Here is a 26889-nt window from a genome sequence, read left to right on the forward strand (position 1 = left end):
GCTGCCTGGATAAGTTGGTTTAATTCTTGCAAGTCAACACCTTAATTTCAGATCAGCAAGGCAAATCCGAAAGCAGGTTCCGCGTACCAGGTACCGGTCATCCGGTTCCCGCCATGTCCCTCCGGGGCGGCGTATAGCTTAATTAAATGCAATAGCTATATTTGTTGCTGTTTTTGTCTCCCTCAAAGCAATATATTATTGATTCTGAATAGAAAATAATTTCTGTTCGGGATCCGTTTTAAACGCATATTTAAGATATAACAGGTTAAAAGCATGCAATTCATAAGAAAGTTTCTTGTTCCCGGACATTGGTACTTATTCCTGGCGTCTTTCTGTATACTGGCTGCGCCTGTGTCAAAAGCACAGCAAACGCGCGTCTATACCGAGCCGGATAAAGTTTTCAAAGATGCCCAGCAACTTTTCCAGCAGGAAAAATATGCAGTGGCCATGCAATTGTTCCGGCAAACGATTGATAATATCAGCTATTTCCAGGAAACCAGCCGTAGCCTGGTAAAAACAGACGCCCAGTATTATTATACCGTTTGTGCACTGAAACTGGGGCAGGCCAACGCGGAGAAACTGGCGCTGGACTTCCTGGCCTTCTATAACAACAGCGCGAGGGAACAGCTTGTCAGTTACCAGCTGGCGAAGTACTACTTCCATCAGAATAAGCTGAAAGAGGCCATTCCCCTGTATGAAAAAGCCAACATCGAAAACCTTTCCAACAGCGAGATCGCAGAAGCCAAGTTTGAACTGGCTTATTGCTATTTCAATGTAAAAGACTTTCAGAAGGCACAACCCCTGTTTGGCTCCATCAGGGAGGTGCAGGGCAAATACTACCTGCCTGCCAACTACTACTATGGCTTCATCGCCTACTACAACCGGCAGTACAACGACGCGCTCACCAGCTTCCAGCGCGTGGTGAACGATCCTAAATACAGCACTATCGTTCCTTATTACATCGCAGAGATCTATTACTTCCAGAATAAAAAAGACCAGTTGATCAGTTATGCAGAACCGCTTGTTAAAAAAGGCGGACTTTATTATGAAGCAGAACTGAAACAATTACTGGGTCAGACATATTTCGAAAGAAGAGACTACCAGAAAGCATTGCCTTATCTGCAGGAATTCCAGGACAATGCCGAGGAAGTAAGGAAAGAAGATATCTACCAGCTGTCATACAGCTACTACCAGACGGGCAACTACAATAAAGCTATCAATGGTTTCAAGCAGTTGAGCAGTGAGCAGGATTCCCTGGGACAGAACTCTATGTACCTGTTGGGCGACTGCTACCTGCGTACCAACCAGAAAGCCAATGCCCGCAATGCATTTGCGTTCTGCGCCCGTAACAGCACCAATGCACAGCAACAGGAGATCTCGCGGTTCAACTACGGCAAACTGTCTTACGAACTTGGCTACCAGGATGCCGCCATCACTGAACTCACCAGTTTCGTAAACAGTTATCCACAATCTGCGTACAACAAAGAAGCCCGTGAGATACTGGTGAACCTGTTCCTGAACACCAACAACTACAATGATGCACTGACCATCATTGAGGCTACGCCGGACAAGTCACCGACGGTACTGAAGGCTTATCAGAAAGTGGCCTACGGCCGCGCCACAGAACTGATCAACGACCAGCAACTGGCAGAAGCTGACCGCCTGCTGGATGTTTCACTGAAGAATCCTTACGATAAGAACCTGGTGCAACTGGCACATTTCTGGAAAGCCGAAATTGCCATGCGACAGAATAAAACAGATGCCGCTATTGGTCACCTGAACGCTTACCTCACCGGCGGCGTACCTGCCTCCGGCGAAGCTAATGCGCAGACGGCCAGCTATAACATGGGTTACAGCCTCCTGAAGAAAGAGGACTATACCCGCGCCCTCCAGCACTTTGAAGCAGCTCAGCGCACCACTGGCCCGAATGCAGCACGTATCACGACCGATGCTGCCCTCCGCGCTGCTGACTGTTATTATATGCTGAAAGATTATGGGAAGGCACTGGGAATGTATGATAAGATCATCGCCAACAATCAGCCGGGATCTGACTACGCTACCTACCAGAAAAGTATCATCCTCGGTATCCAGGGTAAAACAAATGAAAAGGTGGCCCTCCTGAAACAGCTGGGCAGCAAATTCCCTTCTTCTGGTTTCGGCAACGATGCTGACCTGGAAATAGCCAATACTTACCTGGCAGAAGAAAAATACAATGAGGCCATCCCCTACCTGGAAAACGTATTGCAGAAACAGCCCAACGGACCGAATGCACCCCGTGCACTGCTGAAACTGGGTCTCTGCTATTTCAACAAGGATAATGATGACAAGGCTATCTCCTATTACCGCCAGGTGGTAGAGAAATATCCCAACTCTCCCGAGGCAAATGAAGCACTGGCAGCCGTAAAAGACATCTACGTGAGCCAGGGTAAAACTGATGCCTATATCGCCCTGCTGAGATCTACAGGCCAGTCGGTAAGTGCATCTGCGGAAGACTCCCTGAGCTATGCAGCAGCAGAAACGAAGTTCAGCAACGGGGACTGTGCCGGCGCTACCATCGCTTTCAACAGCTACCTGCAACGGTTCCCGAACGGCGCATTTGTATTACCGGCCAGCTTCTATAAATCAGAATGTGCTTACAATGCGAAGGATTACACCGGTGCGTTACCCGGTTACGAGTTCGTACTGACAAAGAACAATAGCCTGTATGCAGAGCGTGCCGCTTTGCAGGCTGCGAATATCAACTTCTACCAGGTGAAAAATTATGAGAAGGCCCGCACCTACTATCTGCAGCTGCAGGACCTTTCCACCACCAAAGAGAACACCTTCGCCGCTACCCGCGGACTATTGCGTAGTAATTATCAGTTGAAACACTGGGATGAAGTGAACAGCTATGCTGAGATCCTGTTGTCCAGCAGCAATATCAGTACCGACGATCAGATCATCGGTCATGCTTACCTGGGCCGTGCAGAACAGGAACAGGGCAACTACGATGAAGCGATCAAAGAATATAAGATAGCTGCAGGCCTTACCAAGTCTGAAATAGGCGCTGAGGCCCGTTATAACCTGGCATACTGCCTGTTGCAGAAGAACGACCTGGCAGGTGCAGAGAAAGCCGGTTTTGATGTAATAAAGAATACACCGGGATACGAAGTGTGGGTGGCTAAATCCTACATCCTCCTGGGTGATGTATATGCGCGTCAGAAAGACTACTTCAATGCAAAGGCTACCTTCCAGAGCATTGCAGAGAACTGTCCGATACCTGAGCTGAAACAGGAAGCAAAGGACAAACTGGCGAAAGTAGAAGCAGAAGAAAAGTCTGCCTCTAAAATCAAATCCAATAAATAATTCCGAATTACGTTAGCATGAACGCTTATATCAAACATATTCACCGGTTTCTGGCAGTAGCAGGTTGCAGTGCAGCAGGTATCATGATGCATCAGCAGGCTTACGCACAGGAGAACCTGAAGGAAGAAACTATCGATATCATTTCCAACTACCGGCCCAAACTGCGGGATGCAGCCAAACTGAACCTGACAGCTTCCCTGCCCGGTTTTGATACTACCCGTCCGCGGTTGCAGTACCAGGTACCGGCCCTGAACCTTTATTTCATGTACCAGCCCATTCCGCTAAAGCCACTGGCGCTGGGTAAGGATTCACTGAGCCGGTTACAGAACAACTTCATCAAGGTCGGTTATGGTAATCTGAGCACGCCCCTGGTACAGGCAGGTTTTGGTACCGGCAGACAGGAAAAATATAACTTCGGATTGTATGTAAACTATACCTCCTCCAAAGGAGATATCAAGAACCAGGACTATAGTGCGCTCAATGTACTGGGTTCAGGTACCTACTTCACTCCCCTGTGGGAAGTAAACGGTAGTATCGGGTACGACCGCAACCAGGTGCATTATTATGGGTATGATCATGCCACACTGGAGTTCGCCAAAAATGATATCAGACAGACCTTTAACCAGTTCACCGCACAAGTAGGCGCGAAGAACAGGACACTGAACGACTGGGCATTTAAATTCGAGCCTTCTGCAAAATTCATTTACTTCAGCGATTCCTATAAACGTAAAGAGCCTACCGCTATCTTCAAGATCCCGGTATCCAAGCAACTGTTTGAGGATATTTACCTGAGAGCAGAGGGCATCTTTGACCTGTCTTCATTCAAAGAAGACGATCATGAGCAGATCAACAATAATGTGGTGGCCATTCATCCGGCATTGGAGATCATCAAGCCACGCTTTGTATTGCATGCAGGTGTGAACCCTACCTGGACCAACAGTAAGTTCTACCTGCTGCCAGACATCGTGAACGAGTCGCATATTATCTACAAGAAAGTGATCCTGAGCAGTGGATGGATCTCTTACGTTAACAAGAACAGTTACCGCAACCTGGCTAACCAGAATCCGTTCATCGGCAGCTATGGCCCGGGGATCCTGAATACGAGAGTAGAAGAGAAATACACCGGTATCAAAGGAACGATCGGCAGCCATTTTAACTACAATACCAAGTTTGCCGCTGTGACCTGGCATAACCTGCCGCTGTTCGTGAATGACAGCATTGACGGTAAAACCTTCTACACCAAAAATGAGGAGGAGCTGAAAGCCTTTAACCTGCATGCAGAAGTGGGCTATATACAGGAGGAAAAGTTCCAGATGAGGTTAGCTTTCGACTGGTTCAACTATAACAAACAGAAGACCGAGATCAAGCCATGGGGCCTGATCCCTTTCCAGGCAGACGCCTTCGCGCAATACACTATTGCTAAAAAGCTGCATCTGAATGCGAACCTGTATTATCTGGGCGGTACTTACTACCAGGTATTTGCTACGCAGGATTTCGATAAAACCAAAGGTAAATGGGACCTGAGCGCTGGCGCGAACTACGATATTGGCAGGAATTTCAACATCTGGGTAAATGCCAATAACCTGTTTAACACCAAATACCAGCGCTGGTACGGATACCCCACCTACGGGCTGAATGTACTGGGAGGCGTGATGATTAAATTTTAAAATCGTAAAATTGCAGTCATAATCAAGGTTTAAGGATCAGGAATTAACATAATATATTGCCCCATTCCTGATCCTTAGCTCCTGATTCCGTTCGAGAGAGTCATTTTATAATAATAGGAATATCTACGTAATTGGTACTACAGCAATACATACAGGAAATTTTGTTCAGGCAGCATACCTGCTGTCTGCCCCAACTAGGCGTATTCAAACTGACGCATACCCCCGCACGTTACGATGTCACCAATAAAACAATATCCCCTCCGGGAGAGATTATCACATTTGAGGAAACATTGACTAACGACGGAGGTCTGGTAGAGTGGATCTCCCAGAAAGAGCTTCTGGTGCCTGCCATCGCACAGCTGAAGATGGAAAAGTACATAGATGATTTCAGGCAGCTGCTGAAAAAGGGCGAGCCTGTGGTGATACCTGGTGTCGGAAAGCTGCTCGCCAATGCGGTGGGCAGGATCTCCTTTGAACAGGAACCACCGGTCATCACAAGGGATGTACTGCATGTGAGCCCGGTGATCAGGCAGGATGCGAGTCACAAGGTAACGGTAGGTACGAAAGAGGTAGTGAATAAGCAGGTGGTGGATCACCTGACGGCATCACCGTCGTCATCATCTTCTTCCTCTGCTGCTGCATCTCCGGCTTCCACACCTTCATCAACCTCATCCGCATCTTCCATCCCGCCGGCAGCGTCTTCGGATCAGGGAATTAAACCGCCTGCGACGACTGCTGCTGCAACGGAGGACTATGAATATGAAGGATATACCAGGGAAATACCTTCCAAATTGCGCTGGCTGTGGATTGCCATCCCGGTAGCCTCAGTAGCGACGGCCGTTATTGTATGGTATTCTGTCAACAAGAACAGACCACAGATCACAAGAGCGGAAAGCGCCCTTAATCCGTCCCCTGTTGAGGCAGTGCCAGCACCTCAGCCACCAGCGGAGGACAGTTCATCTCAGGCAGCTGCCGCCACACCTGCAGACCCGGCGACGCTGGAATATGATGTTGTTTTTGAAACATTTAAAAACAAAAAGGCGGGATTGGCCAAGTACAAGACGCGAAAAAATGTATGGGGGCAACCGGTGGTACTGGACACCAATAATGATTCTACATTGCTTATGCTGGGCGAACACTTCAATACTCTTCCAGCCGATACTGCTGTGATGAAGGATTCAGTAGCCAAAAAGTACGGGGTTACTAAAGTCTTTCTGGTGAATTCACCCAAAAAGTAATCATAGATTATCCCAGGCGGATAAATAATACCAGGCGGGGTAGTACTTCCAAACAAGAAGTACTACCCCGCCTCTTTTTATACAAACTGCAGCCTGAAATACGGCCGTCTTACATGTGGTGGCCCTGGCGAAACACTTTGGATGGAATGCCCGGGCCCATAGGCCTACCTCCGATGTCCACAACAAATACATGAGAGACAAGAAGCCTCTGAGACAAGGTGCTTGCCCAGGACATCTCCCTGCCAACAGGCAACGGCACTCCCAAAGGCAAGATACCTTTCGATGGGAACTACAGCCAGCTCTGATCCTGAATTACATTGGGGAAACGTGTACCCTGGAGCTATAGATACACTAAATTTCTTTTGCAACGATTTCCAGTCCTTCTTCAAAACTATGGGGAGCAAAACCCAGCTCTTTCACGGCCTTGTCTATAACAAAACCTGTTTTAGCGGGGCGTTTGGCAGGTTGTGTGAAGCTTTTGGCGTCTACCTTTTCAAGAAGCTGTGTGTTCAGTTTGAAATAACCGGCAGTTTGTACTGCCATCTGATAAGGGGTCAGCGTTTCCTTTCCTGAGATGTGGAATATACCGGTGGCTTTCTTGTCTGCTACCAGTTTACATCCTACGGCGAGGTCCTGTACGAGCGTTGGGGTACGCCACTGGTCGTCCACCACCTTCAGTTTCTTACCCTGCTCCAGGTTGTTCTTTACCCAGGTAATAATATTACTGCGTTTGGGATCTGCCGCAACGCCATATACCAGTACCGTACGTACGATAGCCCAGGGAAGCTTACTGTTGCGGACCATACTTTCTGCCGCTACCTTGCTGGAACCATAATAGCTGATGGGGTTGACTGCATCTTCTTCTGCATAGGGTCCCTGTAAACCATCAAATACAAAATCGGTAGACAGGAAAATGAAGAAGGTGTTATGCTTTTCTGCAGCCTGCAATAAATAACGCGTTGCCGCTACATTGGTATCCCAGCAGAGGTCTTTATTGCGTTCACAATCATCTACCTGGGTCATAGCCGCAGCATGGATCAGTATATCCGGCTGATGCTTTTCCAGCAGGTGCCGCACGCTGGTGGCATCCCGCAGATTGGTAGCTTCGTAGGTATATCCCGTCTGCATCGGCAAACGGTTAGGACCTCGCCCGCTGGCTATTACCTGATACCGGCCATCCTCCAAAAAAACTGGAATTAGGTGCTGGCCCAATAATCCGTTGCTTCCTGTGATTAATACCTTCATTTCTATGCCTTTTACTAAAATTACGAATTCAGTTTCAATTCCGAATTACCAATTACTGCGGAACAACAGGATTATCGATTCCTTCTGCAATGAAGGACACCGGCGCAGCAGGCAGATTGCAGCCAGACAGGAAGGAAGAAAGCATGGAGGGCAGCGGGTTTGAAAGCCTGCAAGCATATAAATCAGCTCAAAACAAGAAGATCGCTTACACGGACATACGATTATTGTTAAAGATATCTGGTCAAAAAAACAAGGCTGACCTACCGGTCAGCCTTGTTTTTTTGAATATCCATGGCTCAGATAAGCAGCAGATTTATTCCCACCATAATTTTAACGGATGGTCAAAATCTGTATCCAGTCTGAATGGTCGTTTACCTGCGGGGGCAGTAGTACCGGCCGGCCATTCCACTACTTCCAGCGTAGCCGCCTGTATACCAAGTTCTGAGATGTTAGTGGCCATTCTTACGCCTGGTTCGGGAGTACCTGCCGTTGCGAAACAATTGGTGATAATAGTAGTGCTCGTGGGCGTTAAAGGCCCCATAGAAAGGAAGCGGGATACATCTGCGTTGTAATCATGTACAATAGCATAACTATTGGAGATATGGCCATCTCCTGCCGGCACACCGGCGAGTCCGCCAGCACCATAAGCATCGAAGGAGAAATAAGCGTAACACATGTTGATGTTGCACCCTCCAAAACTGCCCATCAGGCCCCCCACGTTACTTGCTTTCAGATGTCCCCTGAAAGAACAACCTGTCATATTGGTATTGTAGTTAAATCCCGAAATGCCGCCCGCGTAAGAAAATACGCTCTTATCTACCACAATGTCACCTTTCACCGAACAGGCAATAATATTTGCATGCCAGGAAAAACCTACTATACCTCCATATTGTCCCTCTACGCCTGCAAAACCCTCCGGAGCAAGTTCGAGTCTGATATTCTTTATTGTGCTGCCGCTGTCTGCATCAGCGAACAGGCCTATGTATGAAGACTGATTTTCTTTATGTGGTGCGTTGATCTTCAGGTTGGTGATCTTATGCCCCTGGCCGTCATAAGTGCCTTTCAGGCTGCGAAAGCAAGGCGCCCTGTTGAACATTGTATCGGGGAAAGCGAAATCTTGCACCTGCACATAATGATCTGATGCATCAGGATTACGCATGGCGTACATATTAATGAAATCACGGTAATCCCTGATCTTGTATTCAGCCTTCTCGGTTTTTACCTGTATTGTTGTATCGGGGCCGCTAAGTGTTACCTTCAGGGTCATTTCACCATCACGGTAACGTATCAACCCATTTAATCCAAGTGTAGCGCCACCACTTGCATTCAGCTTACCGCTGCCTTTCACCAGTGTATCTGTTGCCTTTTCCAGACCATTGCTGCCAACCAGTTCATATGTAAATGCCCGGCCAGATACACCATTGCTGATTGTTGCATAGATGCCAGGTCCGTTGATCATAGTAGAAAGCTCGAATGCTCCGATCTGGTTATAATTAAAGGTAACCTGGGTTTTGTCGGGGGCCGGTTCCGGGGTAGGAGTTTCAGAACCGCCGTCTTTACTGCAGGCGGTTGCTAACAGCATGGTTGCTGTCAAAGCACATAGGTATAAGTGTGTCATGTATAGGAATTCTTGGTTAGTATTGATGTAAAATTATTAAAAATAGTCATATAAATGCCGGACAGGAAAGCACCTGGCAAGACAATACCAGCGTTTCCAGGAATTGTATCATCTGCAAGACGACACTACTGTGAACCAGATACAAGCTGTCGGGATCATAATATTGCTGATGGTCAACAGTTAAAAGGCTACGGCAAGGGAAGTAAGCTGAATAAAAAAGGCCGTATCGGTTTGATACGGCCATTGACGTTAATGATCTAATATATTTTACTTAAAGCTCATACCCAGATTATACATCGTGAATGCCCATACATCGGCGGCTTCCTCGATCATTTTAGATGTCGGTTTACCCGCTCCGTGGCCCGCCTGGGTTTCAATACGTATAAGCGTTGGGTTAGTACCGGCGTTGGCGGCCTGCAGGGCAGCTGCAAATTTAAATGAGTGCGCTGGTACTACACGGTCGTCATGATCAGCTGTTGTGATAAGGGTAGCCGGATACTGCGTACCCGCTTTCAGGTTATGCAGCGGAGAATATTTGTACAGGTAAGGGAATTGATCTGCCTTCGCGCTTGTACCAAACTCGGTCACCCATGCCCAGCCAATCGTGAAGTTCTGGAAACGCAGCATGTCCATCACCCCTACTGCAGGCAATGCCACCTTGAACAGGTCAGGGCGCTGTGTCATACAGGCGCCTACCAGCAAGCCTCCGTTGGAGCCACCACGGATAGCCAGTTTCGAAGGACTGGTATATTTAGATTTCACCAGAAATTCGGCAGCCGAGATGAAGTCGTCAAATACGTTCTGCTTTTTTTCCAGCATACCTGCCTTATGCCATGCTTCACCATATTCATTACCACCTCTCAGAGATACTACAGCGTAAATACCTCCCTGCTCCATGAACAAGAGGTTTGAGACACTAAACGCGGGCGTCATGGGAATGTTGAAACCACCATAGCCGTACAACAGCACGGGATTCTGACCGTTCAGTTGAAGCCCTTTCTTATAAGAGAGGAAGACAGGCACTTTCGTTCCATCCTTGCTGGCAAAGAAAAGCTGTTTGGTCTCATAGTCTTCCTGGCGGAATTTCACTTCCGTTTTAGCGAAGAGATTTGACTTACCCGTAGCTATGTCATATTTATATATAGTTGCCGGGGCAACGAAAGACGTAAAGGAATAGAATAATTCCTTATCCTTAGCGGTCGCGGCAAAACCGCCGGTGGTACCGATACCTGGCAGACCGATCTGCCAGTCAAGTTTACCGTCATAGCTATATTGTGCGACCCTGGAAGAAGCGTCCTTCAGGTAGGTGGCGAACAATCTCCTGCCACCAGTGCTTACTTCCTTCAATACCTCTTTCTGCTCAGGGATGATCAGCTTGCGACTGGAAGGGTTCTTCGGATCTACAAGCTCTACCTTATAATTTGGCGCGCCCTCGTTGGTGAGCAACAGCAACTTGTCGCCATCATTGTCGATCACATTAGGCTCGAACTCGAAGCCTTTCACCAGCAATCTGAATTCTTTCTGGGTTGGGTCCTGCAGGTCCCAGTAAGACAACTGGTTGCCGGAGGTTCCTTCAGACTCGTGCAGAATGAGGAAGCGCTCATCTTCTGTAGCCTCTACGCCGAGGTTACGCAGCGGATGTTCTTTGTCCTGGTAGATCAGCTCATCCTGGTCCTGGGAGGTACCCAGGCGGTGATAGTATACTTTATGGAATTCGTTCTTTTTAGATAATTTGTTCTCTTCTGTAGGTTTATCGTACCGGCTATAGTAGAAGCCGTCCTTCCTCCAGGAGATATTGCTGAACTTGATCCAGTCAATCGAGTCTTTCAGCAGCTGCTTGCTTTCCACGTCCATTACAAAAGCCTGTTGCCAGTCAGAACCCGCCTTGGCGATCTGATAGGCCACATATTTAGCATCTTTTGAAAATGAGAGGCTTCCAAGCGCTACAGTACCAGCTTCCGAGAACTTGTTGGGATCGATAAAGACCTCGGGAGTGCCTGTCAGCGATCGCTGGCGGTACAGCACGGCCTGGTTCTGCAGACCATCATTTTTGAAGAGGTAGTAATATTCTCCTCTTTTGAATGGTGTACCCATCTTGGGGTAGTTCCACAATTCTTCGAGCCTCTTTTTAACAGCTCCGCGAAAAGGGATCTTGTCGAGATAAGCGCTGGTAACGGCATTCTCTGCCTTCACCCATGCCTTTGTTTCAGGACTGTTATCATCTTCCAGCCAGCGATACGGATCAGCAACGATGGTACCATGGTAGTTGTCGGTAACGTCTGTTTTATTAGTTTGCGGATAAATAATTCCCGTCTGTTGCGCAATGGCAGGTCCTGTTATCATAAATAAGTACAAAAAAGTAAAGATAGGGCGTCTGAGTTTACTTGCTTCCATTTGAATTGTTTGGGTTTACATTTAAATTATATCTATGTATATTTTTTAAAAAAATTATCTGGTTGATTAATTAAAAATGAAAATTTCGTGTAATTCATCAGAATACTATTAGAAAGAATACGCAAAATGTTATTTTTGTGCGCCACTTAGATATTTTCCTGGCAATTTATGCATAAGCAGCGTGATTTTCAGGAAAAAAGATAAAAGCAGGGGGTTGGAAAACAGGGGATGCAATATCACACGTTAGGGGTATTTAGAGGTATAGGAAGCTAAAAAGACACCGGATTCCCTGAATCCAACATAAAAACGTAGAGAGGGAAATAAACATAACTATGAAAAAAGTTTCTAACATCGCAGTCCTTACATCAGGTGGAGACGCGCCGGGCATGAATGCCGCCGTTCGTGCAGTTGTAAGGACCGGAATTTACCATCAGTTAAATGTGTATGGTGTTATGTATGGCTACAGGGGAATGCTGAAGAATGAAATATTTCCCTTGGAGTCCAAATCTGTGGCCAATATCATTCAGCGCGGAGGTACCATTCTAAAGACCGCACGTTGCAAAGAGTTTTACGAAGCAGAAGGCAGACAGAAAGCCTACGAAAATCTCAAGAAACACAATATTGATGGTATCGTAGTTATTGGGGGAGACGGTTCATTCAACGGAGCTTATAAGATGAGCCAGGAATTCGACATTCCATGTATCGGTTTACCCGGCACTATCGATAAGGATATTGCGGGTACTGATTTTACCATTGGTTTTGATACGGCAGTGAACACAGCTGTGGATGCTATTGACAAGATCCGCGATACAGCTGATGCGCACGACCGTTTATTTGTTATAGAAGTAATGGGACGTGATGCAGGTTATATTGCCCTGCACAGTGGTATTTCCACTGGTGCTGAGCACATCATGACCCCGGAACACCTGATCGATGTACAGGATATCATTGAAGACCTGCAGACCAACGAGCGCCGCAGGAAGCTGGTGAATATCATTGTGGTTGCTGAAGGTTCCATCGCCGGCGGCGCTGAAGAAGTAGCCCGCCAGGTAAAAGCCAGCTGTCCGCAGCTGGATACACGTGTATGTATCCTCGGGCACATACAGCGTGGTGGCTCTCCCTCCTGTCAGGACCGCATCCTGGCCAGCCGTATGGGTTATGCAGCAGTAGAAGCACTGTTGAACGGTACTTCTAATGTTATGGTAGGCATTGTAAACAACAAAATCCAATATACCCCTCTGGAACAGGCTATCAAAGCCAAAGAGCACCTCGATCCGGAATGGTTAAAGATGGTTAAAATACTTGCGAGTTAAAAAATAGAGCTATGAGTACAAAAGATTTATCAAAATACGTACACAAACAGATGGATCATGAAGCTTCACGTGCACATTCCCAGCACAAAACCAAAATCGTAGCAACTGTCGGCCCGGCCTGCGATACCTATGAAGGCTTACTGGCATTAGTAAGAGCCGGCGTTAACGTGTTCCGTCTGAACTTTTCACATGGCTCTCACGAGGATAAACTGCGTATTATCCAATATATCCGTCAGATCAACAAAACCGAGCCTTACAATGTAGCCATCCTGGCTGACCTGCAAGGCCCTAAACTGCGCGTTGGTGAGATCGAGAACAATGCATTACCACTGGTAGCTGGTCAGATCCTGACCTTCGTGAATGAGAAAGTGGTGGGTAACGCTGTAAAGATCTATGTTTCCTACGCAGACCTGCATAAAGACGTTAAACCAGGCCAGAAAATCCTCCTGGATGACGGTAAAATTGAAACAGTAGTAAGAGAGATCACTGCCGATGGCGAGATCAAAGCTGAAGTGACCCTGCCAGGTGTACTGTCTTCCAAGAAAGGCTTCAACCTGCCAGACACTAAAGTTTCCCTGCCAGCACTGACCGAAAAAGATATCGTGGACCTGGAATTCATCATCGATCAGGAATGTGACTGGGTTGCCCTGTCCTTCGTTAGACACGTAGATGACCTCCAGCTGATCCGCAAACGCCTGAAAGAGCGCAATTCCAAAATGAAGGTGATCTCCAAGATCGAGAAACCTGAAGCAATTGCGAACCTGAAGGAAATCATCTGGGAAAGCGATGGCGTAATGATTGCCCGTGGTGACCTGGGTGTGGAACTGCCGGTTGAGCAGATCCCAATGATCCAGAAAGATATCATCCGTAAATGTATCCACCGTGCCAAGCCTGTAATCGTGGCTACGCAGATGATGGAAAGCATGATAGACCGCACCCGTCCTAACCGTAGTGAGATCACTGACGTAGCGAACGCGGTACTGGAAGGCGCTGACGCGGTAATGCTGAGTGGTGAGACCGCAACAGGTCAGTTCCCTGAGCTGGTGATCCAGACCATGAGAAAGATCATTGGTGAAGTAGAGAAAGAAGACATCATCTACAACCGTAACCTGATCCCTCACCGTCACTCTCCTACCTTCCTGAGCGATGCACTGTGTTACAATGCCTGTAAGATGGCAGAAGACCTGGATGCAGATGCGCTGATCGGTATGACCCAGAGCGGTTACACCGGCTTCATGCTGAGCAGCTACCGTCCACGCTCTCCACTGTTTATCTTCACTAAGGAGAAAACACTGGTTAATCAGCTGAGCCTGAGCTGGGGTGTACGCGCCTTCTTCTATGATGGTGAAGAAAGCCTGGACGAGATCATCTCCGACCAGATCAACATCCTGAAAGAAAGAGGTTTCGTGAAACCAGCGGATGTTGTAGTAAACACCGGCAGCACACCAGTAGCAGAACACCTGCCTACCAACACGATCAAGATCTCTACCGTTGTTGAATAAGCATGAACGGAACAACATTATAGTATAAATAAAAAGGTCTCGTTTAATACGAGACCTTTTTATTTATACTTACATCATCCATTATAGTGTCAGCACAAAACGTGTAAAGAGACGGATACCATTAAAGCCCATCTGCACAGCATCCCATGCGCCACCACTCTCACTGTCGTAAGCCGATAACCTTGCTCCATCCGCAACTCCCAGTGAAGGGTGTACATTGAAGATGTTATCAGCACCGATAAACCAGTTCAGCTGTTTGGTGAATTTATAATTTACAGCCAGGTCTGTTACAGCCTTGCCTTTATATTTAAATAGCTCAGGCACCAGTTTGTTAGGATCGTTATCCAGGCCTACTACCGGATTAATACCTGTACCGGCCAGGTCTCCGCTCCAGCCATAACCATACAGTTCCACTTTACCGAAATAGGTGACGTGCGCACTTACGCCAAATTTATTGATACCATAGTCCAGGTTCAGGCCAATCTTCATCGGAGGTGCAGAAGCCAATACAAAGCGCTCCTCACGGTCGCTGAAGAAAGATTTTCTATGCAGATAGCTGTCGTTAAGTCTTTCCGGTACATTGATCTTGTCGATCTCCATGTGCTGGAAGTTAGCTGCCAGCAATGCCCTGAAGCGCTGGTTCGCCCAACGTTTGTTATAGTCGATCACCACATCGATACCAGTGTTGGTGGTATTTACCGCATTGGCGAAGAACTGCGCATTGTCTATATGCAGTTCGTTCAAAGTATTGTACAGTTCCTGAGACAGCGTAGTATCGCTGGCGCTGAACTGACCTGATAATACGATCCTGTCTTTTACTTTCACAAGATAACCGTCCACAGTTACCGACAGTGCGCTAACCGGTTTCCAGGTGAAGCCCAGGCTTGCGTTCACTGATTTTTCCTGTTTCAGGTCAGGGATGCCGGCAGCCCTGGTAATACTGTTGGTATTAGGAGCGATCTTCACCTCAGTGATCGTGCCTCCCTGTACGTTAGTATACTGGGAGCTGAAATTGATCTGCTGCAACGAAGGAGCGCGGAAACCAGTGCTCACAGAACCGCGGATGTTAAAGTTGGGCGTTACTTTGTAACGTGTTGCAAACTTATAATTGCTGGTGAACCCAAAATCGCTATAGTTCTCTGCACGTACAGCAGCCCCGATCAACCATTTCTTTGTTACATCCAGCTCTGCATCCACAAAACCGGCAACATTGGAACGGTTGGCATCCACTTCATCGGAAGGACGGTACCCCGGGAAACCTTGTGCACCGGTGGCTTTGAAGAAGGTAGGATCATAGTTTCTGTAAGACGCCTCTTCTCCCGCATAGATCTTGTAGTTCTCATACCTGTATTCCGCACCGAACGCCAGGTGCAGGCCTGCGGCTACGTTAGGCAGGTCCTTACCCAGGGTCAGATTGGCTGTATTCTGCAGGAAGGAGAATCCTCCATCGTCAAAATGGGTAGGCGTGTTAGCGCCCATAGAGGCGTTGAAGGTTTTATCGCCATAGAAATGAAAATCGTTACGCCCCAGCACATTGCTCAGGTCCCAGGTCCAGCCATTACCGAATTCGCCTTTGATACCGGCTGCCGCAGACCAGTCGTTGATCTTGTTCTGAATGTGTGGATCAAATACGGTATCGTTAGGTAAACCTCCGGGAGATGTAACCGGATACATGATATCCGGATAGAAGATCAGATTTCCGTTCGCATCTGTAGGGAAACGATCGGAATGCGCACTGGAATTAGGGTTATTCCCGTTAAAATGCCTGGTATAGGCATATGTGTCGGAAAATTTATGGTTATATCCGCCGAAGGCATAAAAAGTAGTACGTCCGTCAGCGAAAGGCAGCTCGAGGTTCAGCATACCGCCACCTGTAGTTTTGGAGGCATCCCCGTAAGACCTTCTTACTACGTTGATAGGCAAAGCATCTTCGTGGGCCAGATTGGTATCCAGCACCTGGCGGAAGGTCTTGCCCTGTTTCAGGAAATTGCCTGAGAAGTTCAGGAAGCCGCCGTTCTTGCCCAAAGGCACGCCATAGCTTAATCCCACGGAAACTGCATTACCATCAATTGCTCCGTTATTTTTGTATTGATTTAATTCCTTACCGAAATAGGTGTTGTATTTATGGTCATAGTAACCGGCATAACCGGCATTTACATAGAGGTGATTCACCTCTTTCTTAAGAATGATATTGATCACACCAGCGATAGCATCTGAACCATACTGGGCGGAAGCACCGTCACGAAGTATCTCCACCCGGTCGATCGCCGCTTCCGGAATGGCGTTCAGGTCTGTACCGGAATTACCACGGCCACGGGTACCGTATACGGCAACGAAAGCTGTCTGGTGACGGCGTTTGCCATTCACAAGTACGAGGGTCTGATCTGGTCCCAGGCCACGGAGGGTGGCGAGGTCTACCTGGTCAGCACCATCACTGCCGCTTTGCTTGTTGTAGTTAAAGGAAGGTGCAGACACGTTGAGCAGGGCTGTCAGGTCCATCTTGGCAGTAGGATAAGCCGCCTGGCTCAGGGAAATGACATCAACCGGAACGGGTGTTTCGATCTTTGCCCGTCCGCCTGACCGGGTACCCACCAACACCACCTGACTAAGTTCCGACACCGTGGAAACCAGCTGGATATCCACCGTTGTACGGCCGTTTATAGGCACAGATAAGGGTCTGAAACCAATCGCACTGAGCTCCAGCACGTCATCTGACTTTGCTTCAATAGAAAAGGTACCATCCTTCGCGGTCAGCGTACCAGAACTGGCTTCTTTCACCCTCACAGTGATTCCTTCGAGCGGCACTCCTGTGGTGGCATCTGTGACTTTACCGGTTATTCTTTGTTTCTGAGCATATGCGGCTGCTACTGATACATAGAGGCATAGTAATAACACTACGATACGAATTAGACTCCTGGTTGACATCATTATTTGTTTGGTTTGGGTTATTGTTAAATATAACCTATTTCAGGCATATAGATAAAATCACCTTGTTATACTCAAGTATTCATTACTGAGAGTTATAACATTTATATCTCATCTATTAACATATTGCCTATGAGTATTAACGCTTATCTCCCGAAACTTGTTTAACACAAACCCCGGGTACGATGATCGTTTTGAAACAAAATAACTGGTAAATGGATCAGCTATCATTAACGAGCTATTAACTTTTAACAATAAACAAAAGAATAATTTTATGATCAGATAGCCATTAGAACTATCATGTGAATGCTAGTTTTTGTCACTGTGAAAATTACTAAACCTAAATAACGATATCCCTGTCTTGTTATCCTAAGGTTACCGCCGCCTTTTCATCGCAAGATGGTTGTTAGCACTACAACTGATACCACGTTGTGCAGATCCCGACGACGTTCATACCTGTGTCATGCGGGATGAATGCCTCTATATTATTTTATCATCCAAAAACCAATCTTGACATGTTTCTGCTTTCGGCGTCTTTTGAATTTTTTAAAGGTATATTCTCTGTTACAGATGTTCCCCGGAGATTTTCCGGCGCTGTTATCGAACACTCGACCATGGTCCTTCATGGCTTTGCTCAGAAAACTGTTTTCCAGCAGAAAATGGAGGCGGGCTTGTTTGAAGTATTCGAACACCAGGTAATATGTAAAGCGCGCGAATTAGATGTATTACCTACCCCGTCGAAACCCTCGTTTCATCTGCACATTTCCCTTGACAAAACCAATGTGGATGCATTTGTGAACGGTACAGACAACGTGGAGCTGAAAAAGGAGGAACTGAACCTCTTTTACCTGGAAGCGGTTAATGTTGCCATTATTCCGAAAGGCAAGCATTGCTTTTTCCACATTAGCTTCAACAATGACACATTGTTCTATGTGTTAAAACAATCGCGATTCAGGAAGCTGCATGCCGATATCAGGCAGAAGGTAGAGGAGGCACAGAAGAACAAAGGCGGCATGATCAACGCTCCCCGCCAGGTAGTGCTGGACGCATATTTCATGATGCTCATACAGGACATCCGGAGTTGCTGTTTTAACGAGCTGGCTACTATCTTTTACCGCGAGAAAAAGTCGATGCTGATGCTCGAACATTTTATGCGGCAGCTGCTGCCTCAAAAGAAGAACAGGATTGAAGTGACGGCTGATGATGTTATTTTGCTGGACAGTGTAAAAAAATATATCAAACTATATGTAGACAGACCGCTTACTTTGCAATTCCTTGCTCAGCGATTTAACATCAGCGCTGACCTTCTTGCGAAAAGCTTCCTCCAGCTGAATGGTATTTCCGTCAATCATTTCATACATCTTTACCGTATGGAAAGCGCAGCCGGCTTTCTGGCCATTCAGGACATACCGCTGAACGATATTCCGCCGCTGGTCGGTTACAAAAGCTTTAAATCCTTTGCTGCCGCTTTCACAAAGTACTTCAATTGCAGTCCCTTTCTGTTCCGTTATCCATTATAATTTCCACACATCATCCATTCGGCCGGAGATACTTTATAAACGTTACATTTACACTGTTGCAGACGGCATGTATGTTGTCTGCAATAGTGTAAATTGTTTTATATGAGCACCTTCAGAAGTATCAATCCATATAATCAGGAAACAATAGCTGAATATGCCTCTCATACGGAGGCTGACGTTGAACAGCGGCTCGCATGGGGGCACCAGGCTTACCGTCATTTATCGCATACCAGCCTGCAGGAGCGTTGCGACTGGATGCTGGCGCTGACAGGTTTGCTGAAGGCGAATGCAGATAAGCACGCAGCCATCATTACCCGTGAAATGGGGAAAACGCTCAGGGAAGCAAAAGCAGAAGTATTGAAGTGCGCTACATCCGCTGAATATTACGTTGAACATATCGCTGAAATACTGCAACCCAAACTCATCACCTCGGATGCACAGCAAAGTTATATATCGTATGAGCCGAAAGGTATTATTCTGGCTATCATGCCCTGGAATTTTCCTTACTGGCAGGTGTTCCGTTTCGCTATTCCGAACCTGCTGGCCGGCAATACCGCCCTGCTGAAACATGCCAGTAATGTAAGCGGCTGTGCGCTGGCCATGGAAGACCTGTTTCTGCAGGCAGGATTCCCGGAAGGAGCTTTTCAGGCATTACTGATCAATTCAAAGAATATTGAACCTGTAATAGCAGATCCCAGGGTGCAGGGAGTAACCCTCACAGGCAGCACAGGCGCGGGTATGAGTGTCGGCGCACTGGCGGGAAAATACATTAAGAAATCCGTCCTGGAACTGGGCGGAAGCGACCCATTCATTGTACTGAAGGATGCCAATCTGGACGAAGCCGCTAAGATTGCAGTGAAGGCCCGCATGCAGAACGCAGGACAGTCCTGCATTGCGGCTAAACGCTGGATCGTGGAGGAAGCCGTATTAGGCGACTTCACCGACAAGGTGAGCGGTATCCTGGGGCATATGCGTCAGGGTGATCCTTTCGATCAGGAGACAGATATGGGACCTATGGCGCGCCCTGACCTGGCAGCCGAGCTGGCACAGCAACTGAAAAAAACCGTTTCCCAGGGCGCCAGCCTGGCATTGGGTGGGCAGCACCAGGAGGCTAACTTCGTCCCTACCCTGCTCACCGGCGTACAACCGGGCATGACAGCCTTTGAAGAAGAGACCTTCGGTCCACTGGCGGTGATCATCAAAGCGGCCAATGAAGACCATGCCATTCAACTGGCCAACCAGACACCGTTTGGATTAGGCTCCTCCCTCTGGACCACCGATCTAGATAAAGCCCGGCGACTGGCCCGCCAGATAGAGAGCGGAAACGTGTTCATCAATGCCATGGTGCGCTCAGACGCGCGTCTGCCCTTTGGAGGAGTGAAACAGTCCGGCTACGGCAGGGAACTGGCCCTTGAAGGCGCACATGAATTTTTGAATGTTAAAACGGTTTATATAGCTTAGCAGCCTGAAAAGACAGGTACCAACACGTAAACTGGCAACAAAATCTTCATGACGAGGAATAATTATGCTCCCTATATTACAATCAGCAGGGAAGAATGGGCGAAAAGGAGTGACGATCCTATGTTACACCTACTGAATGACATCGACACGCTGCAGGGGCTGAACGAGCCACTGACGATGGACGAGATCACCCAGATATATGTACCGCTTTCCCGCCTGCTGAATTTGTATGTGAGCAGTGCACAGCGGCTTCATGCTGCCACCAACAGCTTTCTTGGCAGTCAGTTCCTGAAAGTGCCTTTCATCATCGGCATTGCCGGTAGTGTGGCTGTAGGTAAAAGCACAACAGCCCGCGTGCTGCAACGTTTGTTGTCGGCCTGGCCTAACCACCCGAAAGTGGACCTGGTCACCACGGATGGGTTCCTTTATCCCAACCGGGTACTGGAACAACGGGGCATTATGAACCGTAAGGGTTTCCCCGAGAGCTACGATATCCGCCGGCTGATACAGTTCCTCGCCAATGTTAAATCTGCCAGGGAGAGGGTTTCTGCCCCGGTGTACAGTCACCTGGAATATGATATCCTTCCGAATCAGTTACAATGGATAGAATCTCCTGATATTGTGATCGTTGAAGGTGTGAATGTATTGCAGGTAAGACCAAGACAGCAGCAGCGCGAGCCTACTATCTTCGTTTCTGACTTCTTCGATTTCTCCATCTATGTGGATGCGGAGCTGGAAGACCTTCAGCAATGGTACATCGCCAGGTTCAAGTCCCTGCGACAGACAGCCTTCCAGAATCCCGACTCCTACTTCCACCGGTATGCACATTTATCGGATGACGAGTCAGTAGAATTTGCTACCAACATCTGGAATGAGATCAACAAGCCCAACCTGGAACTGAACATTATGCCCACCCGTTTCAGGGCCAGCCTGATACTGGAAAAGGGCAGCCATCACTTTGTACAGTCGCTGAAACTAAGAAGGATCTGATCTAAAAATACCGAACGATGCCAGATGTCAACCAGGTAAAACAGGCACTATTACAGCTTGACAAACATTCGGGGGATAACTGGCATTTATTTGAGCCGTTACTGCAGCCAGTGGAGTTCAGTAGCGGCTCTTTTCTTGCACATGCGGGCAGGGTATCTTCCGCCATCTATTTTATCTTGTCGGGCATTGTACGGGTATTCACGGTACACCAGGACAAGGAAGTATCGCTCGATTTCGCATTTCCCGGGCAGTTTTCGACCGCCTACGCCTCTTTTATTACACAACAGCCATCCATCGTCTCTTTGCAGGCTATAACGCCTGTAAATGGCTTTGCTTTCTATTATGCCGATCTGCAGGAACTGTACAAGAGAAGTCATGCAGCAGAACATACCGGCCGCCTGCTGGCAGAATATCAGTATGTCCGCAAATACCACCGTGAACTGGCCTTTTTACAATACAGCGCCAAAGAGCGATATCTCCAGCTGCTGGCCGAACATCCACAGGTAGTGCAGCAGATACCCGTAAAATACATTGCCTCATACCTGGGCATAGAACCTGAGAGCCTAAGCCGTATCAGACGGGGACTTTAACGCACACACCACCACACCCACGCAATATAAACAGGTTGAAAGGCCAGTCTGCTCCACGTATACCAGGCTTTTGCCGGTAGTCCGCCGGGGGCTGGTAATTGTTTTACTGCCACATAGATATTCGCCGGGAACATGAGCACCAGCAGTACGATCAATCCCCATGCAGCATAGATCCTCAGGCCCGGTATCAGCAATCCGATTCCCAATATTATTTCGAGTAGACCGCTGATCAATACCAGCTCCAGTGCATATGGCAGCCAGCCTTCGATCATGTACGTCAGTTTCCGCGGAGTGGCAAGGTGCATAAAACCTATCAGTATAAACATCACCGCGGCTGCCACCCGGGCATCATGTTGCCATTGCCGGAGCAAGGGAATGTTGAATAAATGACCTGCCAGTAGTAATAATAAGCCTATTGATAAAAGACCGGAAAGGAATGCCATAACCTTGAATTTGACACAAAGTTCCGGTAAAACTCCTCCCGCCGGACTAACATTTGTTAGCTTTTACCGCTTGCCAGGCAGTACTTATTAACATTTATTTATAGGTATCCTTTTTGCAGTAGAGTAATTATCCGATTACTTTTGAACCACACAATCACACTAATGAACACTACAATGAAAAAAGTATTTTATCCGTTTGCAGCTGCCATCATTCTGCTGGCTTCGGCGTTCACCTTTGTATCTTCCCAGAACTGGAAGATCGCCGAGGGACATTCCATTAAGTTTTCCGGCTCCGGCGCCAACGGTATCTTCAGAGATCTGAAGGGACAGGTGCTATTCGACGAAAAGAACCTGGCCGCTTCCAAATTTGACGTGACTATCGACGTAACTTCCATCAATACCGGCAATGGCTTAAAGAATACACATGCTAAAGGCAGTAAATGGTTTGATGCTTCGAAATATCCTACCATTCATTTCATCGCATCAAAAGTGAATAAAACTGCATCTGGTTATGAGGCGCAGGGTGAGCTGGAAATGCATGGTGTGAAGAAACCGTTCACTGTTCCTTTCACTTTCACGAGAAATGGTAATGGTGGTACTTTCAACGGTAACTTTGATGTAAACCGTGTTGACTTTGGTATTGGCGAAGCTGGAGGCAGGGTTGACGACGTATTCAAATTGAATGTAACCGTTCCCGTTACTCAATAAGCAATTACATGTTTAAAAAATATTTCTTCACCGGATTGGCAGCAGGCATACTTTCAGGGCTTGCTGCCTTTTTTTATTACCGCATCTACGTTACTGCGCTGGAGGTTTCTTACGATAGCATCGTATCGTCAGCAGCTATCTTCAGTGCGTCACTGTTTGCGGGAATGTTGATTGCGTTGTTCGCTTTTGGCATGGATAAACTATTCAAAAAGGAAATGGAAACCTTAACGGGTATTTTACTTGCTGGTGGTACGCTTGTGAGCCTCATCATTCCTTTTATGATCAGTCTTCCGTTAGATGTGGATCGGCCTGAATTATTTCCGGGGCTGGTTGTACCGATGCAGTTATTTCCTGTACTGGGCTGGTTTGCGTTCAAGCCTTTCTTTGGCAACTTGCGCTCCTGAGATACTCTTCCCGCATTGTTTTGTTATCGCATGATGATAATTGGCTCCCCTAATCGGCAACCATTCTGGTTTCGTATAGTACCCGGTCATTGCCTGCTTCTGACGCATCATGTGTTAACGCAATAATTGGCTTAGTTGTCCGGCATCCATTCCGGTTTCATATAGTACCCGGTCGGTGCCCGCTTCTGACGCATCATGTGTTAATGCGATAATTGACTTACTTGTCCGGCATCCATTCCGGTTTCATATAGTATCCGGTCGGTGCCCGCTTGTAACGCTGTTAGAGATTTGTGAAAAAGATGAACATTGGTGCATTTATCAGCGGCACCGCTATGCAGGGAACCGGGCAAAGGCCCGGATACTATATGAAACCTCCACTACTTCCTGGCCCCTTCATATACTTAAAGTTGCTGTTCTTTATGGTACTGTTCTATACATGACTCCCTTCTACATATCCAGCCTAAAAGAGCTTTATAATCGCATTATTGTGTTAATGCAATACAATTAACTTACTTCCCGGCATCCTTCTATATTTAAACCTTTTGTGCCCGTTGATACCATTCCTCACATAACACCCTCTTCCTCCTACACACTCAGCTTAAAAGAAATTATCAACATCGACTGACAAAAAGTAAGCGGATAAACGAACAGTAAACGAGGAGCATATGGAGATAGTGTCCTCTAATTGAACTGTAATTGAACCGTAATCGATTTGTAGTTGAACTGTAATCGAACTCCAATTGAACACATGAACTGCAGGTCGTTTTCAGAAAAGACAGCTGCCTTTATTTAAGTCGAAATCTCAAAAGCAGACAAAAGTTTTTGACAGAGATAGCTCACTTTAGACAGATACAGTTTGCTTAATGGGAGACAAAAAGAAAGGCATGTTCAGATAGCGTCATTGCCATTAGTGGAGCCCTCAAAGTAGCGGAGGGTTTCAGGTGGAGATCACGGCCTCAGTTGTTTGAAGCCAGTAGACACGATTGATAGGGGTTAAATAGACAAACCAACGCCCACACGATTTCCAATGCTCAATAGCACGCAGCTTCAAAGAACTCAGCCGTGATCCCACCTGAAACCGCAGCGTATCTCAACAGAACAACAATCACCGGCAACTCTGAAACCGCAGCGTAACCCAAACGACAAATCACCAACAGCCAACGCAACCAAACAGCATTGCATTCTCTGAAACACGCAGCAATAAGAAAGGAACTAACACCAAAAAGCCCCCGCGTTATCCGCGAGGGCCCTGGCATAATTTCGTTAAGCTAACAAATCATACCACTCATACCCATTCGTTGATATGGGTGCCACTGCCCATGCTCAATTCCCGGGCAGAAATGGTGAATGCAACGGTCATCGGGCTCTTGTCATCAGAATCAAAAGACTCTTCAAACTTTACCAGATAGCCTTCTTTAAAATTGAGCTTTTTCAACTCGGCATCAGAATCTCTCTTGAAGAATGTAACGGTGCCATCTTTTCTTTCAAAGTTGTTCACCATCCATTCAAAGAGGTCTGTTTCACCAGTTGATTCAACAACGAGACGGATGCGACCACCACGGGTTATTGATGAGGGGCGGCCGGTAGCGTCTACTTCCTGTGTGAGATCGTAGCTGCAATGTTTTACTACCATTTTTTTGCCAGCTACTTCAAAGACTGATTTGAAGGACATGATGGGTTAAATGTTTAAGGTTTGCAATAAAGAATTAACAAATGAAGCTAACTATTTATGTATTTATCTATGTTCCAAATTTAAATTAATCCTTTAATACAACCAAAAATTTAACTCATCTTGATCTCATAATCTGCCTGTTATAATCAAGTTCATTCCTGGTCGTTTCCAACTCTCTGTTAAGGTCAGCAATCTTCTCTTTCAGTTCTGCAATAGTCTGTTGTGCATTCTGTAAACCTCTCATTTGTTGTTTACTCTGCTGAATGGACAATAAATTCTGAATAATATTATTGTACAGACCGTAGTGCGTTACTGATTCTTTTGGGATGGTATTACGCATATTCACCAGGTCCTGGGCAATGACCTGGTCCATGTAATTGGCATTCTGGTTAGGCAGATTAATAGAATCAAGATTGTTCTTCACCTTCTCCATCCGCTGCAGAAACTCGCCCTGAAACGCCTGTTCCTGGCGGAAAGCGCTCAGTTGCTTACGCAGCGAAGCGTTCTCTCGTGAAGGTACCTGGAAGTTAAAGAATATGGCCAGTACAAAGAGCCCTACGGTAATAACGAAGAAAAGCAGGAACCATAAGAAGGCCGATGTTCTCTCCTGTTTGTTTAGTACACGCATGTATTATATTGTTTGAATAAATTAATCTGTGAAGAACCATCTTTTGGTTTTGTGCTTACGCAGGTATTCTGCATCTTCGGCCGACTCCTCTTTCACAAAAATGCCACTGTCTGTTTTACGTCCGATGTAATCCAGTCTGCTCAGGCTCTCAAACAGCTTGTTGACTGCACGTACAAAGGGGATCATAGGTTGCAGGCATTCCCTGACGTCTATATGTTTATAGCGGATGTTAGCGCAATTTACCATGAGTGCTTCCAGCTCTCCCTGCCGCAGTTCACACCATTCTGAGAAATAGTTCAGCAACTCTTCCTTGCCTGTGCCTGCACGCAGGTCAACTGCATTTTTAATAGTGCGTGCCAGGCCGGCTACCACCTCCAGCATCGCTGCGGGCGACTGATACATACCTAACCAGCGGAACTGCGAAATACGTGTGCCCAGATATTGTACAAGCCTTTCTGTGATATACAGCACCACCTGTGCCAGATCATTGTTCTGATTTCTGCCATAGATTTTCTGCACGATCTGTACACCGTGCAGCTCCAGGTGGCCGAGGAACTGGTCCAGCTCCTGATGCAGGTCTGCCAATGCGGGATGAGCGGCTACAATGCTGGTAGGCGGTATATAATCGTCGTCCAGTTGAGGTCTTCCATCTGTAACGGAGATACGGCCAAGCACCATCTGATAGCTGCCCAGCTGTCCCTGTGGCAACTGCGATACCGGCTGCACGAACAACTGGTATTCCGGTGTTGCATAGGGAAGGCGGGGCGGATCTTCATGCAACAGCGGTTCTCCGCTCGGCTGACGCTCAAAGGGATTCACCTGGATCATGATATAGTAAGCCCCCTCAGTATGTTGCGGGTCCCAGCTGAAAGTTGCTTCCGGGAACGTCGTTGCATATTTCAATGAATGTACCGTATGCTCAGGGATCTCTATACGTGCGCCACCCGGCGTAACGGCACGGCACTCGGTCAGTTTGACACGCCACTGATGCTGATTGTCTGTTACAAACCAGCAACGGAGGGATTCCTTGTTTTCTGCTTTAGCCGGCAGCAGTCCATAGTTCTGCGGATGCAAACCGCTGGAAATAGCATCCCGGATCTGATCAAGCATCGCATTTTCTGTCTCTACGAAATGCTGCTTCTTTATTTTCATTCCATCCACCCAGTTAACGGGAAAATGTTTGAGCGGCTCTGCCATGGGATGATTGTTTACGTAATAAGAAATGA

Annotated in this window: 19 protein-coding genes; 11 read left to right on the forward strand and 8 right to left on the reverse strand. The window is 47.2% G+C overall.

Features of this window, described 5'->3' with window-relative positions; all coding sequences use genetic code 11:
- Window positions 1-273: 273 nt before the first annotated feature.
- The 3 genes from L3C95_RS10700 to L3C95_RS10710 all read left to right on the forward strand — a co-directional run bounded on the left by L3C95_RS10700 (window position 274) and on the right by L3C95_RS10710 (window position 6250).
- Complete coding sequence (locus tag L3C95_RS10700; protein ID WP_236386348.1) at window positions 274-3345, forward strand: tetratricopeptide repeat protein; 3072 nt, start codon at window positions 274-276, stop codon at window positions 3343-3345.
- 17 nt (window positions 3346-3362) lie between these two features.
- The gene (locus L3C95_RS10705) at window positions 3363-5012 is read left to right on the forward strand and encodes a hypothetical protein (RefSeq protein ID WP_236386345.1); all 1650 of its coding nucleotides are present in this window, start codon (window positions 3363-3365) and stop codon (window positions 5010-5012) included.
- Between the two features lie 131 nt (window positions 5013-5143).
- Window positions 5144-6250: a hypothetical protein gene (locus L3C95_RS10710; protein WP_236386343.1), complete on the forward strand. Its 1107-nt coding sequence runs from the start codon at window positions 5144-5146 to the stop codon at window positions 6248-6250.
- A gap of 351 nt (window positions 6251-6601) precedes the next feature.
- On the opposite strand, the gene L3C95_RS10715 is transcribed toward L3C95_RS10710, so the two are convergent.
- The 3 genes from L3C95_RS10715 to L3C95_RS10725 all read right to left on the reverse strand — a co-directional run bounded on the left by L3C95_RS10715 (window position 6602) and on the right by L3C95_RS10725 (window position 11456).
- Entirely contained in the window at window positions 6602-7495 is an 894-nt protein-coding gene (locus tag L3C95_RS10715; RefSeq protein WP_236386342.1) for an SDR family oxidoreductase, read from the reverse strand.
- Between the two features lie 313 nt (window positions 7496-7808).
- The gene (locus L3C95_RS10720) at window positions 7809-9113 is read right to left on the reverse strand and encodes a hypothetical protein (RefSeq protein WP_236386339.1); all 1305 of its coding nucleotides are present in this window, start codon (window positions 9111-9113) and stop codon (window positions 7809-7811) included.
- Between the two features lie 267 nt (window positions 9114-9380).
- On the reverse strand, window positions 9381-11456 hold the full coding sequence (locus L3C95_RS10725; RefSeq protein ID WP_236386338.1) for a prolyl oligopeptidase family serine peptidase: 2076 nt from the start codon (window positions 11454-11456) through the stop codon (window positions 9381-9383).
- 383 nt (window positions 11457-11839) lie between these two features.
- Here L3C95_RS10725 and pfkA point away from each other — a divergent pair, with 383 nt between their 5' ends.
- Both pfkA and pyk read left to right on the forward strand, forming a co-directional pair.
- A complete protein-coding gene (gene pfkA, locus L3C95_RS10730; RefSeq protein WP_089832908.1) occupies window positions 11840-12820 on the forward strand; it encodes a 6-phosphofructokinase in 981 nt (326 codons plus the stop codon).
- 11 nt (window positions 12821-12831) lie between these two features.
- Entirely contained in the window at window positions 12832-14322 is a 1491-nt protein-coding gene (pyk, locus tag L3C95_RS10735; protein WP_236386336.1) for a pyruvate kinase, read from the forward strand.
- 81 nt (window positions 14323-14403) lie between these two features.
- Here pyk and L3C95_RS10740 read toward each other — a convergent pair whose 3' ends face one another.
- A complete protein-coding gene (locus tag L3C95_RS10740; RefSeq protein ID WP_236386334.1) occupies window positions 14404-17250 on the reverse strand; it encodes a TonB-dependent receptor domain-containing protein in 2847 nt (948 codons plus the stop codon).
- A gap of 512 nt (window positions 17251-17762) precedes the next feature.
- Here L3C95_RS10740 and L3C95_RS10745 point away from each other — a divergent pair.
- The 4 genes from L3C95_RS10745 (at window position 17763) to L3C95_RS10760 (ending at window position 21808) form a co-directional block, all read left to right on the forward strand.
- Complete coding sequence (locus tag L3C95_RS10745) at window positions 17763-18767, forward strand: helix-turn-helix transcriptional regulator (RefSeq protein WP_236386332.1); 1005 nt, start codon at window positions 17763-17765, stop codon at window positions 18765-18767.
- Window positions 18768-18869: 102 nt separating this feature from the next.
- The gene (locus L3C95_RS10750; protein ID WP_236386330.1) at window positions 18870-20228 is read left to right on the forward strand and encodes an NAD-dependent succinate-semialdehyde dehydrogenase; all 1359 of its coding nucleotides are present in this window, start codon (window positions 18870-18872) and stop codon (window positions 20226-20228) included.
- Between the two features lie 48 nt (window positions 20229-20276).
- A complete protein-coding gene (gene coaA, locus L3C95_RS10755; RefSeq protein ID WP_236386328.1) occupies window positions 20277-21218 on the forward strand; it encodes a type I pantothenate kinase in 942 nt (313 codons plus the stop codon).
- A 17-nt stretch (window positions 21219-21235) separates the two neighbouring features.
- Window positions 21236-21808 carry a Crp/Fnr family transcriptional regulator gene (locus L3C95_RS10760; RefSeq protein ID WP_236386326.1) on the forward strand — a complete coding sequence of 191 codons (573 nt, stop codon included), beginning with the start codon at window positions 21236-21238 and terminating at the stop codon, window positions 21806-21808.
- Here L3C95_RS10760 and L3C95_RS10765 read toward each other — a convergent pair.
- Complete coding sequence (locus L3C95_RS10765) at window positions 21805-22251, reverse strand: DoxX family protein (RefSeq protein WP_236386324.1); 447 nt, start codon at window positions 22249-22251, stop codon at window positions 21805-21807. The genes L3C95_RS10760 and L3C95_RS10765 overlap by 4 nt on opposite strands.
- A gap of 174 nt (window positions 22252-22425) precedes the next feature.
- On the opposite strand from L3C95_RS10765, the gene L3C95_RS10770 reads away from it, so the two are divergent.
- Entirely contained in the window at window positions 22426-22959 is a 534-nt protein-coding gene (locus L3C95_RS10770) for a YceI family protein (protein WP_236386322.1), read from the forward strand.
- An 8-nt stretch (window positions 22960-22967) separates the two neighbouring features.
- The gene (locus L3C95_RS10775; protein WP_236386320.1) at window positions 22968-23363 is read left to right on the forward strand and encodes a hypothetical protein; all 396 of its coding nucleotides are present in this window, start codon (window positions 22968-22970) and stop codon (window positions 23361-23363) included.
- A gap of 1285 nt (window positions 23364-24648) precedes the next feature.
- Here the strand turns inward: L3C95_RS10775 and tssD are convergent.
- The 3 genes from tssD to L3C95_RS10790 all read right to left on the reverse strand — a co-directional run bounded on the left by tssD (window position 24649) and on the right by L3C95_RS10790 (window position 26860).
- Window positions 24649-25035 carry a type VI secretion system tube protein TssD gene (gene tssD, locus L3C95_RS10780; protein ID WP_089832892.1) on the reverse strand — a complete coding sequence of 129 codons (387 nt, stop codon included), beginning with the start codon at window positions 25033-25035 and terminating at the stop codon, window positions 24649-24651.
- 115 nt (window positions 25036-25150) lie between these two features.
- Entirely contained in the window at window positions 25151-25663 is a 513-nt protein-coding gene (tssO, locus tag L3C95_RS10785) for a type VI secretion system TssO (RefSeq protein WP_236386318.1), read from the reverse strand.
- Window positions 25664-25684: 21 nt separating this feature from the next.
- On the reverse strand, window positions 25685-26860 hold the full coding sequence (locus tag L3C95_RS10790; protein WP_236386316.1) for a hypothetical protein: 1176 nt from the start codon (window positions 26858-26860) through the stop codon (window positions 25685-25687).
- Window positions 26861-26889 lie beyond the last annotated feature (29 nt).

This window comes from Chitinophaga filiformis, assembly GCF_021646545.1.
GTDB lineage: Bacteria > Bacteroidota > Bacteroidia > Chitinophagales > Chitinophagaceae > Chitinophaga > Chitinophaga filiformis_A.

What these genes read in the sequence shown, in the direction of transcription:
- L3C95_RS10700 (WP_236386348.1), top strand. Translation starts at nt 274, where the DNA reads ATGCAATTCATAAGAAAGTTTCTTGTTCCCGGACATTGGTACTTATTC.
- L3C95_RS10705 (WP_236386345.1), top strand. Translation starts at nt 3,363, where the DNA reads ATGAACGCTTATATCAAACATATTCACCGGTTTCTGGCAGTAGCAGGT.
- L3C95_RS10715 (WP_236386342.1), bottom strand. Translation starts at nt 7,495, where the DNA reads ATGAAGGTATTAATCACAGGAAGCAACGGATTATTGGGCCAGCACCTA.
- L3C95_RS10720 (WP_236386339.1), bottom strand. Translation starts at nt 9,113, where the DNA reads ATGACACACTTATACCTATGTGCTTTGACAGCAACCATGCTGTTAGCA.
- L3C95_RS10725 (WP_236386338.1), bottom strand. Translation starts at nt 11,456, where the DNA reads ATGATAACAGGACCTGCCATTGCGCAACAGACGGGAATTATTTATCCG.
- pfkA (WP_089832908.1), top strand. Translation starts at nt 11,840, where the DNA reads ATGAAAAAAGTTTCTAACATCGCAGTCCTTACATCAGGTGGAGACGCG.
- pyk (WP_236386336.1), top strand. Translation starts at nt 12,832, where the DNA reads ATGAGTACAAAAGATTTATCAAAATACGTACACAAACAGATGGATCAT.
- L3C95_RS10740 (WP_236386334.1), bottom strand. Translation starts at nt 17,250, where the DNA reads ATGATGTCAACCAGGAGTCTAATTCGTATCGTAGTGTTATTACTATGC.
- L3C95_RS10745 (WP_236386332.1), top strand. Translation starts at nt 17,763, where the DNA reads ATGTTTCTGCTTTCGGCGTCTTTTGAATTTTTTAAAGGTATATTCTCT.
- L3C95_RS10750 (WP_236386330.1), top strand. Translation starts at nt 18,870, where the DNA reads ATGAGCACCTTCAGAAGTATCAATCCATATAATCAGGAAACAATAGCT.
- coaA (WP_236386328.1), top strand. Translation starts at nt 20,277, where the DNA reads ATGACGAGGAATAATTATGCTCCCTATATTACAATCAGCAGGGAAGAA.
- L3C95_RS10760 (WP_236386326.1), top strand. Translation starts at nt 21,236, where the DNA reads ATGCCAGATGTCAACCAGGTAAAACAGGCACTATTACAGCTTGACAAA.
- L3C95_RS10765 (WP_236386324.1), bottom strand. Translation starts at nt 22,251, where the DNA reads ATGGCATTCCTTTCCGGTCTTTTATCAATAGGCTTATTATTACTACTG.
- L3C95_RS10770 (WP_236386322.1), top strand. Translation starts at nt 22,426, where the DNA reads ATGAAAAAAGTATTTTATCCGTTTGCAGCTGCCATCATTCTGCTGGCT.
- L3C95_RS10775 (WP_236386320.1), top strand. Translation starts at nt 22,968, where the DNA reads ATGTTTAAAAAATATTTCTTCACCGGATTGGCAGCAGGCATACTTTCA.
- tssD (WP_089832892.1), bottom strand. Translation starts at nt 25,035, where the DNA reads ATGTCCTTCAAATCAGTCTTTGAAGTAGCTGGCAAAAAAATGGTAGTA.
- tssO (WP_236386318.1), bottom strand. Translation starts at nt 25,663, where the DNA reads ATGCGTGTACTAAACAAACAGGAGAGAACATCGGCCTTCTTATGGTTC.
- L3C95_RS10790 (WP_236386316.1), bottom strand. Translation starts at nt 26,860, where the DNA reads ATGGCAGAGCCGCTCAAACATTTTCCCGTTAACTGGGTGGATGGAATG.